Source organism: Bradyrhizobium sp. USDA 376 (assembly GCF_054063675.1).
In genome coordinates, this window is record NZ_JBSSGN010000001.1 from 7,628,942 (window position 1) to 7,643,193 (window position 14,252).

The window sequence follows — 14,252 nt, forward strand, 5'->3', positions numbered from 1 at the left end:
CCTGGGGCAACATCACCCCGGACGCAAGGCGCCATGCCAAAAGGCGATAGGTTTCAGCCCTGTACCGCTAGCCCTGTACAGCTTTGGCGAAGTTCGCGAAAAACTCGTCGGCCAGCTTCTTGGCGGTGCCGTTGATCAGGCGCTGTCCGAGCTGCGCCAACTTGCCGCCGATTTGCGCCTCGACATCGTAGGAGAGCAGCGTGCCGCCGTCCTTCTCCGCGAGCTTGACCGCGGCCCCGCCCTTGGCAAAGCCAGCCACCCCGCCCTCGCCTTCGCCTGAGATCTTGTAGCCGTTCGGCGGGTCGAGATCTGAGAGCATCACCTTGCCCTTGAAGCGCGCCGACACCGGCCCGACCTTCATTTTTGCCGTTGCACGGAAGCCGCCGTCGTCGGTCTTCTCCAGCTCCTCGCAGCCGGGGATGCAGGCCTTCAGCACCTCGGGATCGTTGAGCTTGGCCCACACGGCCTCGCGCGGCGCTGCGAGCTGGACTTCGCCGTTCATTGTCATGGCCATGGGGTGCCTCCCGGAATCTCGAACCTGGATCGCGCAAACTATAGTGCTGCTCAAGTAACGTACGGAGGCCGCAAAGGAAAGGGCACCCCCGGTCACGTGCAATGCATATTCGCAACTGCAAAAAGCTTGCGCGAGCGGATTTGGATTGGCAGAGCCGGGCCATGATGGTTAGGTCCCGGACGATATGAGCACATCCCTCTCCCCCCTGCTCGCGCCGATGCTGTCCAGCGCGGCCATGCGCGCCGTCTGCGACGACCAGTCGACCCTGCAGAACATGCTCGATTTCGAGGCAGCGCTGGCGCGGGCCGAGGCCGCTACGGGCGTGATTCCCGCGGCCGCCGTTGGGCCGATTGAAGCCGCCTGCAAGGCCCCTTCCTTCGACATCGCAGCCCTGGCCGATGCCGCGACGCGATCCGGCAATCTCGCGATTCCCCTGGTGAAGACGCTGACCGCGAATGTCGCGAAAGCCGATGCGGAGGCCGCGCGCTACGTGCATTGGGGCGCGACCAGCCAGGACGTCATCGACACCGCGACCATGCTCACCCTTCGCGCCGGCATCGATGCACTCGATGCCGACCTCAGCCGCGCCATCAAGGGTTTTGCGGCGCTCGCCCGCGCCCATCGCAGCACCGCCATGGTGGCACGGACCTGGCTCCAGCACGCGCTGCCGATGCCGTTCGGGCTCAAGGCCGCGGAATACGCGTCGAGCCTCGCCCGTGCCCGCTGCCGCCTGCGGCGGCTGCGCCGCGAGGGCCTGGCACTGCAATTCGGCGGCGCGGCCGGCACGCTCGCCGCTCTCGGCGACAAGGGTCTCGTCGTTGCGGAAAGATTGGCGCATGAGCTGAACCTGCCGCTGCCGGAAGCGCCCTGGCACACCCATCGCGACCGCATCGCGGAGGCTGCTTCAAGCTTCGCGATTTTGGCCGGGAGCTGCGGCAAGATCGCGCGCGACGTCTCGCTGCTGATGCAGACCGATGTCGGCGAAGCGTTCGAGCCCGCCGGCGAGGGTCGCGGCGGCTCATCGACCATGCCGCACAAGCGCAACCCGGTGGCCGCCGCAAGCGCACTCGGCGCAGCCACCATGGCGCCGCAGCTCGCCGCGACGATTTTCGCCGCGCAGGTGCAGGACCATGAGCGCAGCGCCGGACCCTGGCACGCGGAATGGCCGACGCTGCCGCAATTGATGCTGGTCGCCTCCGGCGCGCTCGCGGCGATCGTCGACATCGCCGAGGGCCTCGACGTCGATGCCGCGCGCATGCGCAGCAATCTCGACGCGACGCACGGGCTGATCATGGCCGAGGCCGTCACCTTTGCCCTGGCCGACAAGATCGGCAAGAGCGATGCGCATCATCTCGTCGAAGCCGCGAGCAAGCGCGCGGTCGCCGAGAAGAAGCATCTGCGTGAGGTGCTGTCAGCCGATTCGCAGGTCACCGCGCATCTAGCGCCGGAAAAAATTGCGGCATTGTTCGAGCCGATGGCCTATCAAGGGGCTTCGCAGGCCCTGATCGACCGCCTGCTGGACAGCCTTGAGCGAGAATAGACGGAGACGCCGCATGCCCATGATCGATGCCGACGGTTGCCTCATCAACGTCTCCGTCGAGGGCCGCGACGGCGGGCCGACCCTGATGCTGTCCAACTCGCTCGGCTGCACGCTGCAGATGTGGGAGCCGCAGATGAAGGCGCTGACGCAGGTGTTCCGCGTCATTCGCTACGACCGCCGCGGCCATGGCAAGTCGAACGTGCCGCCCGGTCCCTACACGATGGAGCGGTTCGGCCGCGACGTGCTCGCGATCCTCGACGACCTCAACATCGAGAAGGTACATTGGTGCGGCCTGTCGATGGGCGGCATGGTCGGACAATGGCTGGGCGCGAATGCGCCGGAGCGTTTCGGCAAGCTGATCCTCGCCAACACCTCCTGCTACTATGCCGAGCCGACCAAATGGCTGGAGCGCATCGACGCGGTGAAGAAGGGTGGTATCGCAGCGGTCGCCGATGCCGTGCTTGCGGGCTGGCTCACCCAGGATTTCCGCGAGCGCGAGCCTGAGATCACGGCGAAGATGAAATCGATGCTGCTGGCCTCGCCCGTCGAGGGCTACCTCGCCTGCTGCGAGGCACTGTCGACGCTCGACCAGCGCGCGCTGCTGCCGAAGATCAAGAGCCCCACACTGGTGATCGCCGGCCGCCACGACATGGCGACGCCGATCCCGGCGGCCGAGCTGATCCGCTCCAGCATTCCCGGCGCGAGCATGACCATCATCGACGCCGCGCACATCTCGAATGTCGAGCAGCCGCATACGTTCACGGATGCGGTGGTGGGCTTTCTGACACAGCGCTAGCCGCGCCCATCGTCATTCCGGGGCGATGCAAAGCATCGAACCCGGAATCTCGATCGGCATTCACAATCTCGAGATTCCGGGTTCGCCTCTTCGAGGCGCCCCGGAATGACTCACCGGAGGAAACACCATGGACGACCAGAAGCGCCGCGATGCCGGCATGAACGTTCGGCGAAAAGTGCTGGGCAATGCCTGGGTCGACAAATCGATCGCGAACCGCAATGCCTTCAACACCGATTTCCAGGACCTGATCACGCGCTATGCCTGGGGCGAGATCTGGACGCGGCCGCATTTCGACGAGCGCACGCGGCGCGTGCTCGTGATCGGCACCATGGTCGCGCTCGGCCAATGGGACGAATTCCGCCTGCACGTGCGCGCGGCGCTCGCCGAGGGCGGCTTCACGCCCGATGACATCAAGGAAATCCTGCTGCAGCAGGCGATCTATTGCGGCGTGCCGGCGGCGAACCACGCCGTCAAGGAAGCCTCAGCGATTGTGCAGGAGCTCGGCCTGCTCAAGACCTAGCGGCTGAAGACTTGGCGGCGCGGCGGCCTCGACGGCCTTGGGCGGCGCCTCCGGCCGCTCGATCACCAGCACGATCGCAGCCCCCAGCAGCAGCAGAAGCTCGGTGGCATGCAGACGGAGGGCGGCCATCTCGCCGACCTTCGAGGCCATGACCATGCTCGCAAACGAGATCAGGCTGCCGATCGCCAGCGCAATGCCGAGCGCCTCGTCACTGCCGCCATTCCTGCGGGTCCGGGGAATGCACAGCAGCGCGAGGTAGATCGCAAAGAACGCCACGACGGTCAGCCGTCCCAGTGCCAGCAGCCAGGCCGCGCGCACCGTGTCCATCCCCGCCATCTGGAGATGATCGCTGAGGAACAGCGCCACCGCGACGCTCGGCCGCTCGTAGAGGCCGTGCACCGGGGCAACAAAGATGTTGAAGGCGACCAGCGCCCAGGCCGGGATGAAATAGGCCGCCAGCAGCGCGCCATTGACCGAGCCGATCCGCCAATTCCTGAACATGCCGCTACCCGCTTCGCCTGCCATCCGCCTTCGAGGGGAAGGCTTTGCGGGGAGCTAACTCGCACCGGACTGTGGCGGCAATTTAAACCCTTTGTTTACCTTAACTGGCCGCCACAGACGTCGTCATTCCGGGATGGTGCGTCAGCACCGGGCCCGGAATCTCGAGATTCCGGGCCCGGCTCTTCGCGCCGCCCCGGAATGACACCAAGCAAAGAAAAAGGCCCCGCCTTGCGGCGAGGCCACTGCTACTCCCGGGCTCCCAAACTACTCGTCCTGATCGCGCTGGCCGCCCTGCTGCTGGCCGGGCCGATCGCCCTGGCGCATCGGATCCTGCTGCTGCTGTCCGGGTTTCTGGCCGCCGCCTTGCTGCGGGTTGCGCTGGCCGGGGTTCTGATTCTGCTGACCCGGATTCTGGTTCTGCTGCTTCGTCATTCGGGGGAACTCCCTTGTTGGGCGTCAGAGAACGGTGATAACGGCGGACCTCGACTTTGGTTGCCCTGGGAACCCGGTTCCTCGCAAGTGCAGAACCCGGAAACCGAAAAATGACCTCTGTACAATACCTTCTGCCGAGGCGTGAGCTGTTGCGGCGGCCAGTTCCCTCCTGTTACAAAACCAGCAGAACGCTCAAGGGCTGCCGGGGCCCGAGAAGAAACTCTAGCACTCTCTCTCGAAGAGCTCCCTTTGAGCCGCTTTAGGTTTGGTAACGGCAGCCTATGGATTATTTCGCCCAGCAGCTCATCAACGGCCTCGTGCTCGGTTCCATCTACGGCCTGATCGCGATCGGCTACACGATGGTCTACGGCATCGTCGGCATGATCAATTTCGCCCATGGCGACGTCTTCATGATCGGCGGCTTCATCGCCCTGATCACCTTTCTGATCCTGGTTTCGCTCGGCCTCACCGCGATCCCCGTGATCCTGCTCGTCGTGCTGCTGGTGTCGATGGCGATCACCGCGCTCTACGGCTGGACCATCGAGCGCATCGCCTACCGGCCGCTGCGGCATTCCTTCCGCCTCGCCCCGATGCTGTCGGCGATCGGCATGTCCTTCGTGCTGACCAACTACTCGCAGGTGGCGCAGGGCGCCCGGGTCAAGCCGATCCCGCCCTTCATCACCGGCGGCTACACCTTGCACGAGAGCACGGACGGCTTCGTCATCCAGCTCTCCAACATCCAGATCATGGTGGTCATCACCACCATCGTGCTGCTGGCGATCTTCACCTGGCTGGTGTCGCGGACGCGGCTCGGGCGCGACATGCGCGCCTGCGAGCAGGACCAGACCATGGCGGCGCTGCTCGGCGTCGACGTCGACCGCACCATCTCCATGACGTTCGTGATCGGCGCGGCGCTCGCCGCGGTCGCCGGCCTGATGTACCTGCTCTATTACGGCCTGGTCGACTTCTTCATGGGCTTCGTCGCCGGCATCAAGGCGTTCACCGCCGCCGTGCTCGGCGGCATCGGCTCGCTGCCGGGGGCCATGCTCGGGGGGCTTGCGATCGGCCTGATCGAGACGTTCTGGTCGGCCTATTTCTCGGTCGAGTACAAGGACGTCGCGGCGTTCTCGATCCTGATCGTCGTGCTGATCTTCATGCCGACCGGCCTGCTCGGCCGTCCCGAAGTCGAAAAAGTCTGACGGGCGCGCGCGTGACGGCTCCCTCGCTCAATACAGCCAAACCTGCAACGGGCATCCTTGCCCTCCTCAAGACCGCCTTCATCAACGCCCTCGTCGCGCTGGTGCTGTTCTCGCTGATGGTCGGTATCCGCACCGAGGCAGGCTCCGACGGCCAGCTCACCTATATGACGCGTTTTGGCGAGCTCGCCTCCCTCGTCGGCATCGTGTTCGGCGGCTCGATCGTGATCGAGCTATTGCGGCAGTGGATCGGCCCGACCGGCACCGAGAAGCTGGTGCCGCCGGCGATACAAAGCGGAATGTCGTTCGTCGGCCGCTACCTCGCGCCGGCGCTTCTGATCTTCACGCTGCTGGTACCCGTCATTTTCTATAACCAGCGCTACATCCTCGATCTCGCGATCCTCGTACTCACCTATGTGATGCTGGGCTGGGGATTGAACGTGGTGGTCGGGCTCGCCGGCCTGCTCGATCTCGGCTATGTCGCGTTCTATGCGGTGGGCGCCTATTCCTACGCGCTGCTCGCCACCAATTTCGGCTGGTCGTTCTGGATCTGCCTGCCGCTCGCCGGCATCCTCGCCGCGTTCTGGGGCGTGCTGCTCGGCTTTCCCGTGCTGCGGCTGCGCGGCGACTATCTCGCCATCGTGACGCTGGCCTTCGGCGAGATCATCCGCCTCGTCATCATCAACTGGCAGAGCCTGACCGGAGGCCCGAACGGGGTCTCCGGCATTCCGCGTCCCACCTTCTTCGGCATCCCGCTCGACAACAGCGATGACGGGTTAGCAGCAAAACTCGGCATCGAGTACTCCTCGACCCACCGCATCGTCTTCCTGTTCTACCTGATCCTGGCGCTGGCGCTGCTCACCAACTGGGTGACGATCCGCCTGCGCCGCCTGCCGATCGGCCGCGCCTGGGAGGCGCTGCGCGAGGACGAGGTCGCCTGCCGCGCGCTCGGCATCAACACCACGACGACGAAGCTCACGGCATTTGCGACCGGCGCCATGTTCGGCGGCTTCGCCGGGGCGTTCTTCGCCACCCGCCAGGGCTTCATCAGTCCGGAATCCTTCACCTTCCAGGAATCGGCGCTGGTGCTGGCCATCGTCGTGCTCGGCGGCATGGGCTCGCAGCTCGGCGTCGCGCTCGCCGCGCTCGCCATGATCGGCGGCTTCGAGCTGTTCCGCGGCCTCGAGACCTACCGCATGCTGGTGTTCGGCATGGCCATGGTGCTGATCATGATCTGGCGGCCGCGCGGCCTGATCGGCCATCGTGCCCCGACCGTGTATCTGACCAAGGCGAAGGCGATCTCCTCCGACCTCGTCAAGGAAGGGCACGGATGAGCGGCGACAAGACTAGCGACAAGATTCTTGGCGTCGACCGGCTGACCATGCGCTTCGGCGGCATCGTCGCCGTTCAGGATCTCTCCTTCGCCGCCGAGCGGAAGAAGATCACCGCGCTGATCGGACCGAACGGCGCCGGCAAGACCACCGTCTTCAACTGCATCACCGGCTTCTACAAGCCGACCGGCGGCACCATCCGCCTCACCCATGACGACGGCCGGGTCATCGCGCTGGAGCGGCTGAACGATTTCCGCATCGCCAAGCAGGCCAAGGTCGCGCGCACCTTCCAGAACATCCGCCTGTTTCCCGGCATGACCGCGCTGGAAAACCTGATGGTGGCGCAGCACAATGCCTTGATGCGCGCCTCCGGCTTCACCCTGCTAGGCCTCGTCGGCGCGCCCGTGTACCGGGACGCCGAGAAGCACGCGATCGATCTCGCCACCGACTGGCTGAGGCGCGTCAACCTGCTCGACCGCGCCGACGACGCCGCCGGCAACCTCGCCTATGGCGACCAGCGCCGGCTCGAGATCGCGCGCGCGATGTGCACCGAACCCGCGCTTTTGTGCCTCGACGAGCCCGCCGCCGGCCTCAACGCGCGCGAGAGCGCCGCTCTCAGCGAGCTTTTGCTCTCGATCCGCAACGATGGCACCTCGATCCTGCTGATCGAGCACGACATGTCGGTGGTGATGGAAATCTCCGACCACATCGTGGTGATGGACCACGGGGTGAAGATCGCGCAAGGCACGCCGCGCGAGGTCCGCGACGATCCCAAGGTGATCGCCGCCTATCTCGGCACCGACGAGGAAGAGGCGGCGGCCGTGATGGAGGGCGGGACGTGACGGCGGCACCCACTCCCCTGCTCGCGATCCGGTCCTTGCGCGCCGCCTACGGCAAGATCGAGGCGCTGAAGGGCGTCGACGTCGAGATCAATGCCGGCGAGATCGTGGCGCTGATCGGCGCCAACGGCGCCGGCAAGTCGACGCTGATGATGACGATCTTCGGCAAGCCGCGGGCCCGCGCCGGCCAGATCCTGTACGAAGGCCGCGACATCACCGACGTGCCGACCCATGAGATCGCGCATTTGCGCATCGCGCAATCGCCGGAGGGCCGCCGCATCTTCCCGCGCATGAGCGTGGCGGAAAACCTCCAGATGGGGGCCGATGCCACCGGATGCACCGACGCGGAGCGCGAGGCGACGCTGCAGCGCGTCTTCACACTGTTTCCGCGGCTGAAGGAACGCTACGCCCAGCGCGGCGGAACCCTGTCCGGCGGCGAGCAGCAGATGCTGGCGATCGGCCGTGCCCTGATGAGCCGTCCCCGCCTGCTCCTGCTCGACGAGCCCTCGCTCGGGCTCGCGCCGCTGATCGCCCGCCAGATTTTCGACGCGATCCGCACCCTGAACCGGCAGGACGGCCTGACTGTCCTGATCGTCGAGCAGAACGCCAACCATGCGCTCAAGCTCGCCCACCGCGGCTATGTCATGGTCAATGGCCTGATCACGCTGGCCGGGACCGGCGCCGAGTTGCTGCAGCGCCCCGAGATTCGCGCCGCCTATCTGGAAGGCGGCCGGCACGGCTGAGCGCGGCCATATGCAGCGCAATGCGGCGAGATATCTCCGCCAATGCCCGTATTTTGCCGGTGACTTCTCCTCGAATTCATTCAAGAATGGGGCCGGTTTGGACCGGGCATGCCCGGCGACTTCCACAGGCGACCACCCGCGAGGTATCTCATGAAATCACTGAAGCTCATCGGTCTGGCATTCGGCGCGTCGATCGCGCTGTCGAGCGCGGCATTCGCGCAGGATGTCACCATCGCAGTCGCAGGCCCGATGACCGGCGGCGAGTCCGCCTTCGGCCGCCAGATGAAGAACGGCGCCGAGATGGCGGTGGCCGACATCAACGCCGCCGGCGGCGTCAACGGCAAGAAGCTTGCGCTCTCCGTCGAGGACGATGCCTGCGATCCGAAGCAGGCACGCTCGATCGCCGAGAAGATCGCCGGCTCCAAGATCCCCTTCGTCGCCGGGCACTATTGCTCGTCGTCGTCGATCCCCGCCTCAGAGGCCTATGCGGACGGCAACGTCCTTCAGATCACCCCGGCCTCGACCAACCCGCTCTTCACCGAGCGCAAGCTCTGGAACGTGGCGCGCGTCTGCGGCCGTGACGATCAGCAGGGCCTGATCGCGGCGCAGTACATCGCCAAGAACTTCAAGGGCAAGAACATCGCGATCCTCAACGACAAGACCACCTACGGCAAGGGTCTTGCCGACGAGACCAAGAAGGCACTCAACAAGGCCGGCATCACCGAGAAGATGTACGAGTCCTATAACAAGGGCGACAAGGACTTCAACGCGATCGTCTCGCGCCTGAAGCGTGACAACATCGACCTCGTCTATGTCGGCGGCTACCATCAGGAGAGCGGCCTGATCCTGCGCCAGATGCGTGACCAGGGCCTCAAGACCATCCTGATGGCCGGCGACGCCCTCGCCGACAAGGAGTACGCCTCCATCACCGGCCCCGCCGGCGAAGGCACCCTGTTCACCTTCGGCCCCGATCCGCGCAACAAGCCGACCGCCAAGAAGATCGTCGATGCCTTCAAGGCCAAGAACATCGACCCCGAAGGCTATACGCTCTACACCTACGCGGCGATGCAGGTGTGGTCGCAGGCGGCCAAGAAGGCGGGCACCACCGACGCCAAGAAGGTCATGGAGGCGATGAAGGCCGGCAAGTGGGACACCGTGATCGGCCCGATCGAGTATGACGCCAAGGGCGACATCAAGCAGATCGATTACGTCGTCTACAAGTGGGACGCCAAGGGCGGCTACGCCGAGATCAAGGGCAACGGCACCTAACCCGCTTGCCGGGCCTCAGGCTGCCATCCACCCCTCACAACGCCCCGGCTTGCCCCGGGGCGTTTCTTCTTGCGCCAAAGTCAGACGGCGGCGGGCAGCTCGCCGCCGGCCGCTGTCTGGGCCTTCCGCAGTGCCTGCAGGAGGTCGTTCGGCCGAAACGGCTTTTGCAGGCAGACCACATTGGCGAGGTGAGGCGCTTGGTCCAGGAAATCGAGTGTCGTCATCCCGGACACCGCAATGATGGGAAGCCCCGGCGCACGCTCGCGCAGGCTCGCGATGACGTCGACGCCGCTGGTGTCGCCAAGGAAGATATCGACGATTGCCGCGTCACACGGGCTTTCCGCAAAGGCTTTCAGCCCGGCCGCGCCGCTTTCGGCCTCCACGACCTCGAAACGATTGACCCGGAGCACGATCGCGACCATGGCGCGAACGTCCTTCTGGTCGTCGATAATGAGAACGCGGGGCATAGGGAACTACTCCCGGATATCGAGATCAAATCGAATGATTCAAACCTGGAACCCACCACGGCGGAAGGGCATTATGGCACCGTTCAGTAAAGCGCATCTTACCCCGACCTATTCCGCGTCCCCACCCAAATTAAGTAAACTGTAACCTTCGGTTGAGTCGCGGCCGCAGCGGTACAGGATACGAGCCTATAACCCGCTACCATAGAGGCCCACGGCAAATCCGAATGACGTCGATGATGGCGAAGACCGCTCTGCGAGAGGTGGACGTGCCCGCAACGATCGACCGAAGCACATTCCTTTCGACCCTGCCGGCCACCTCGACCGACCGCACCGCCGCATTGGCGATCGTTGGCGTGTCCGCGATCCTGTTTGCGCTGGCCGTCCCCTTCGCAGGTATCCCGCTCCTGCCAGTCCCGGCGTTTGTCGCAAGTTATCAGTCCGCTCTCGCCGTCAGCGACATCATCACCGCGGTGCTGCTGCTGTCGCAGTTTGCGGTCTTGCGGACCCGCGCGCTGCTGTGGCTCGCGACCGGTTATCTGTTCACCGCCGCCGCCGCGCTGGTCCATGCCCTCACCTTCCCCGGCCTGTTCACGCCGACCGGGCTTTTCGGCGCGGGCCGGCAGACCACGGTCTGGCTCTACATGATCTGGCACGCCGGCTTTCCCCTCTGCGTGCTGGGCTATGCCTGGTTGAAGGAGGCCGATGGCGGCGCCAGGATTCGCGGCACGACGGCCGGCGCGATCTGCACCATCGTGTTCGGCGTCATCGCCGCCATGGCCGTCTTGACCTGGATCGTCACCGCCCAGCACGACCTGCTCCCGGTCCTGCTGCGCGACGGCCGCTACACGCCGACCATGATCGGCGTCGTGTCCTTCGTCTGGTCGCTGAGCTTTGCCGCACTCGTCTCGCTGTGGTTTCGCAAGCCGCATTCGGTGATCGACATCTGGCTCATGGTCGTGATGTGCGCCTGGCTGTTCGACATCGCGCTCTCGGCGATCGTAAACGTCGCACGGTTCGATCTCGGCTTCTATGCCGGCCGCCTCTACGGCCTCTGCTCGGCGACCTTCGTGCTCGCGGTGCTGCTGGTCGAGAACGTCCGTCTCCAGGCCCAGACCGCGGGCATGGTCGGCGCATTGAAACGCAGGTCGGACGCCGAGCGCGACTATCACGCCGAACGCGAGCGGCTGTTCACCGCGGTCGTCGAATCCTCCAACGACGCCATCATCACCAAGTCGCTCGACGGCACGATCACGACCTGGAACCACGCCGCCGAGCGCGTCTTCGGTTACTCCGCCAGCGAGGCGGTCGGCCGCTCCATCGACATCATCATGCCGGACGACCAGCGTGAAGACATCGCCGAGAACCTGGCACGCACCCGCAATGGCGAGGTCATCGACCAGCTGGAGGCGGTGCGGCTGCACAAGAACGGCCAACCGATCGACGTGGTGCTGAGCCAGGTCCCGCTGCGATCAACCGACGGCAAGATCATCGGCGCCTCCAAGGTGGCCCGCGACGTGACGGAGCGGAAGCGAGCCGAGATGGCTCTCAATCGCGAGATCGAGGAGCGCCAGCGCATCTTCGAGACCTCGCAGGACCTGATCCTGGTCACCGACGGTTTTGGCAATTTCATCCAGGTCAGCCCCAGCGTGAAGACCATCCTCGGCTTCAGCCCGGAGGACATGGTCGGGCACAGCGCGATCGAGTTCATCCACCCCGACGACCTCGAGAAGACCCGGGGCGAGATGCGCGCGGCACGGCGCGGGGCGGTCAAGCGCAGCTTCGAGGCGCGCTACTACCACCGCGACGGTCACGAGGTCACGCTGAACTGGATGGGCACCTGGTCCGAGCCGGTGAAACGCCATTTCTTCATCGGCCGCGACCTCACCGAGAAGCAGGCCGCCGAGGCCCAGCTCAGGCAGGTCCAGAAGATGGACTCCATCGGCCAACTCACCGGCGGCGTCGCCCACGACTTCAACAACGTGCTGACCGTCATCACCGGCACGATCGGCATCCTGGCGGATGCCGTGGCCGACCGGCCCGAGCTTGCCGCCATCACCAAGCTGATCGACGATGCCGCCGAGCGCGGCGCGCAACTGACCAAGCATCTGCTCGCCTTCGCCCGCAAGCAGCCGCTCCAGCCGCGCGAGATCGACGTCAATGCGCTGGCGCTCGAGGCCGCCAAGCTCCTGCATCCGACGCTGGGCGAGCAGATCACCATCATGCCGCAGCTCACCGAGGATGCCTGGCCGACGCTGGTCGACCCGGGCCAGCTCTCCACCGCGATCCTCAACCTGGCGCTGAACGCGCGCGATGCCATGCCCGACGGCGGCACACTGGTGCTGGAGACCCGCAACGTCTTCCTCGACGACGGCTATGCCAGCATGAACCCCGACGTCACCGCCGGCAATTACGTGATGATCGCTGTCAGCGACACCGGCAGCGGCATCCCGGCCGATCTGATCGATCGGGTGTTCGACCCGTTCTTCACCACGAAGGAAGTCGGCAAGGGCACCGGCCTCGGGCTCAGCATGGTGTTCGGCTTCGTCAAGCAGTCCGGCGGACACATCAAGATCTACAGCGAGGAAGGCCACGGCACGAGCGTGAAGATCTACCTGCCGCGCTCGACCGGCGTGCAGGAGACCGAGTTCGAGGCGCTGCAGAACGTCCCCATCACCGGCGGCGACGAGAAGATCCTCATCGTCGAGGACGACGCCTTGGTGCGGCAATATGTGGTGACCCAGGTCAAGAGCCTCGGCTATGCCGCGCTCGAGGCCGCCAACGCGGCCGAAGCCCTCACCATCATCGACGCCGACAAGAACATCGACCTGCTCTTCACCGACATCATCATGCCGGGCTCCATGAACGGCCGCCAGCTCGCCGACGAGGCCGCCCGCCGCCGCCCCGACCTGAAGACGCTGTTCACCTCGGGCTACACCGAGAACGCCATCGTCCATCACGGCAGGCTCGATTCCGGCGTGCTGCTGCTGGCAAAGCCCTACCGCAAGTCCGAGCTTGCCAAGATGCTCAGGACCGCGCTCGCCAGTTGAGCCTGCGGCATCCCTGCGCTATCGCTGACACCAGCAGCGCATGGAGTGCCGCCCTTGAAAAACCTTCTCACCGACATCGCCGGCGTCCGCGTCGGCCATGCCGAGGATGCCAAAGTTGCCTCCGGCACGACCGCGATCATTTTCGACCAGCCCGCGGTCGCGGCGATCGACGTCCGCGGCGGCGGCCCCGGCACGCGCGAGGACGCACTGCTCGATCTCGCCAACACCGTCGAGCGCGTCGACGCGATCGCGCTATCGGGCGGTTCCGCCTTCGGCCTCGACACCGGCGGCGGCGTGCAGGCCTGGCTCGCCGAGCAGGGTCGCGGGCACCGGGTCCGCGAAGCGCTGATCCCGATCGTGCCGGGCGCGATCCTGTTCGACCTCCTCAATGGCGGCGACAAGGCCTGGGGGCGCTTCTCGCCCTATCGCGACCTCGGCTACGCCGCGGCCGCCACGGCCGGCACGGACTTCGCGCTGGGCAGCGCCGGCGCAGGTCTCGGTGCCACCACGGCGACGTTCAAGGGCGGGCTCGGCTCGGCCTCGGCCGTGACGCCTGACGGCGTGAAGGTCGCGGCGATCGTCGCCGTCAACGCGGTCGGCAGTGTCACCGTCGGCGACGGGCCGTGGTTCTGGGCGGCGCCGTTCGAGGTGGGCGGCGAATTCGGCGGACGCGGCCTGCCCGGGAAGTTCACTGAAGACATGCTGCGCATGCGCATCAAGGGCGGTCCCGCGGCGACCGCGCGCGAAAACACCACCATCGGCGCCGTCGTCACCGACGCGGTGCTGACCAAGCCCCAGGCCAAGCGGCTGGCGATGATCGCGCACACCGGCTTTGCCCGCGCGATCTATCCGGTGCACGCACCGACCGACGGCGACGTGCTGTTTGCGGCTGCGACCGGCGAGAAGCCGATCGAGCCGCTGGCCGGCCTCACCGAGCTCGGCACGGTCGCAGCCAATGTGGTCGCGCGCGCGATCGCCCTCGGCGTCTACAGCGCGACGGCGTTGCCGTTCCCCGGCGCGCAGCCGGCGTGGAGGGATCGGTTCGGTGGGTAGTTAA

At 65.8% G+C, this 14,252-nt stretch carries 14 protein-coding genes; 10 read left to right on the forward strand and 4 right to left on the reverse strand.

Annotated elements, in window-relative coordinates; genetic code table 11:
* Positions 1-67: 67 nt before the first annotated feature.
* Complete coding sequence (locus tag ACVJ19_RS35945) at positions 68-514, reverse strand: SRPBCC family protein (protein ID WP_018645847.1); 447 nt, start codon at positions 512-514, stop codon at positions 68-70.
* A 184-nt stretch (positions 515-698) separates the two neighbouring features.
* Between ACVJ19_RS35945 and ACVJ19_RS35950 the strand changes: the two genes are divergently transcribed.
* The 3 genes from ACVJ19_RS35950 (at position 699) to ACVJ19_RS35960 (ending at position 3,370) form a co-directional block, all read left to right on the forward strand.
* A complete protein-coding gene (locus ACVJ19_RS35950) occupies positions 699-2,054 on the forward strand; it encodes a 3-carboxy-cis,cis-muconate cycloisomerase (protein WP_453953766.1) in 1,356 nt (451 codons plus the stop codon).
* Positions 2,055-2,067: 13 nt separating this feature from the next.
* The gene (pcaD, locus tag ACVJ19_RS35955) at positions 2,068-2,850 is read left to right on the forward strand and encodes a 3-oxoadipate enol-lactonase (RefSeq protein WP_453953767.1); all 783 of its coding nucleotides are present in this window, start codon (positions 2,068-2,070) and stop codon (positions 2,848-2,850) included.
* A gap of 127 nt (positions 2,851-2,977) precedes the next feature.
* Positions 2,978-3,370, forward strand: coding sequence for a carboxymuconolactone decarboxylase family protein (locus ACVJ19_RS35960; RefSeq protein WP_024340834.1), 393 nt, complete (start codon positions 2,978-2,980; stop codon positions 3,368-3,370).
* On the opposite strand, the gene ACVJ19_RS35965 is transcribed toward ACVJ19_RS35960, so the two are convergent.
* Together ACVJ19_RS35965 and ACVJ19_RS35970 are read right to left on the reverse strand one after the other, a co-directional pair.
* Complete coding sequence (locus ACVJ19_RS35965) at positions 3,332-3,871, reverse strand: hypothetical protein (protein WP_453955272.1); 540 nt, start codon at positions 3,869-3,871, stop codon at positions 3,332-3,334. The two genes, ACVJ19_RS35960 and ACVJ19_RS35965, sit on opposite strands and share 39 nt — an antisense overlap.
* A 264-nt stretch (positions 3,872-4,135) precedes the next feature.
* Positions 4,136-4,303, reverse strand: a complete 168-nt coding sequence (locus ACVJ19_RS35970; RefSeq protein WP_453953768.1) for a hypothetical protein — start codon at positions 4,301-4,303, stop codon at positions 4,136-4,138.
* Between the two features lie 281 nt (positions 4,304-4,584).
* On the opposite strand from ACVJ19_RS35970, the gene ACVJ19_RS35975 reads away from it, so the two are divergent.
* The 5 genes from ACVJ19_RS35975 (at position 4,585) to ACVJ19_RS35995 (ending at position 9,681) form a co-directional block, all read left to right on the forward strand.
* Complete coding sequence (locus tag ACVJ19_RS35975) at positions 4,585-5,502, forward strand: ABC transporter permease subunit (protein WP_453953769.1); 918 nt, start codon at positions 4,585-4,587, stop codon at positions 5,500-5,502.
* Between the two features lie 11 nt (positions 5,503-5,513).
* Positions 5,514-6,833, forward strand: coding sequence for a high-affinity branched-chain amino acid ABC transporter permease LivM (gene livM / locus ACVJ19_RS35980; RefSeq protein WP_453953770.1), 1,320 nt, complete (start codon positions 5,514-5,516; stop codon positions 6,831-6,833).
* The gene (locus ACVJ19_RS35985) at positions 6,830-7,672 is read left to right on the forward strand and encodes an ABC transporter ATP-binding protein (RefSeq protein WP_453953771.1); all 843 of its coding nucleotides are present in this window, start codon (positions 6,830-6,832) and stop codon (positions 7,670-7,672) included. The genes livM and ACVJ19_RS35985 overlap by 4 nt, the downstream gene beginning before the upstream one ends.
* Positions 7,669-8,412: an ABC transporter ATP-binding protein gene (locus tag ACVJ19_RS35990; protein ID WP_212343200.1), complete on the forward strand. Its 744-nt coding sequence runs from the start codon at positions 7,669-7,671 to the stop codon at positions 8,410-8,412. Before ACVJ19_RS35985 ends, ACVJ19_RS35990 begins: the two co-directional genes overlap by 4 nt.
* A gap of 150 nt (positions 8,413-8,562) precedes the next feature.
* Positions 8,563-9,681: a branched-chain amino acid ABC transporter substrate-binding protein gene (locus tag ACVJ19_RS35995; RefSeq protein ID WP_453953772.1), complete on the forward strand. Its 1,119-nt coding sequence runs from the start codon at positions 8,563-8,565 to the stop codon at positions 9,679-9,681.
* A gap of 80 nt (positions 9,682-9,761) precedes the next feature.
* Here ACVJ19_RS35995 and ACVJ19_RS36000 read toward each other — a convergent pair whose 3' ends face one another.
* Complete coding sequence (locus ACVJ19_RS36000) at positions 9,762-10,148, reverse strand: response regulator (RefSeq protein ID WP_018645858.1); 387 nt, start codon at positions 10,146-10,148, stop codon at positions 9,762-9,764.
* 236 nt (positions 10,149-10,384) lie between these two features.
* Here ACVJ19_RS36000 and ACVJ19_RS36005 point away from each other — a divergent pair, with 236 nt between their 5' ends.
* Both ACVJ19_RS36005 and ACVJ19_RS36010 read left to right on the forward strand, forming a co-directional pair.
* Entirely contained in the window at positions 10,385-13,195 is a 2,811-nt protein-coding gene (locus ACVJ19_RS36005) for a PAS domain S-box protein (protein ID WP_456739493.1), read from the forward strand.
* Positions 13,196-13,249: 54 nt separating this feature from the next.
* Positions 13,250-14,248 carry a P1 family peptidase gene (locus ACVJ19_RS36010; RefSeq protein WP_453953774.1) on the forward strand — a complete coding sequence of 333 codons (999 nt, stop codon included), beginning with the start codon at positions 13,250-13,252 and terminating at the stop codon, positions 14,246-14,248.
* Positions 14,249-14,252: the final 4 nt, after the last annotated feature.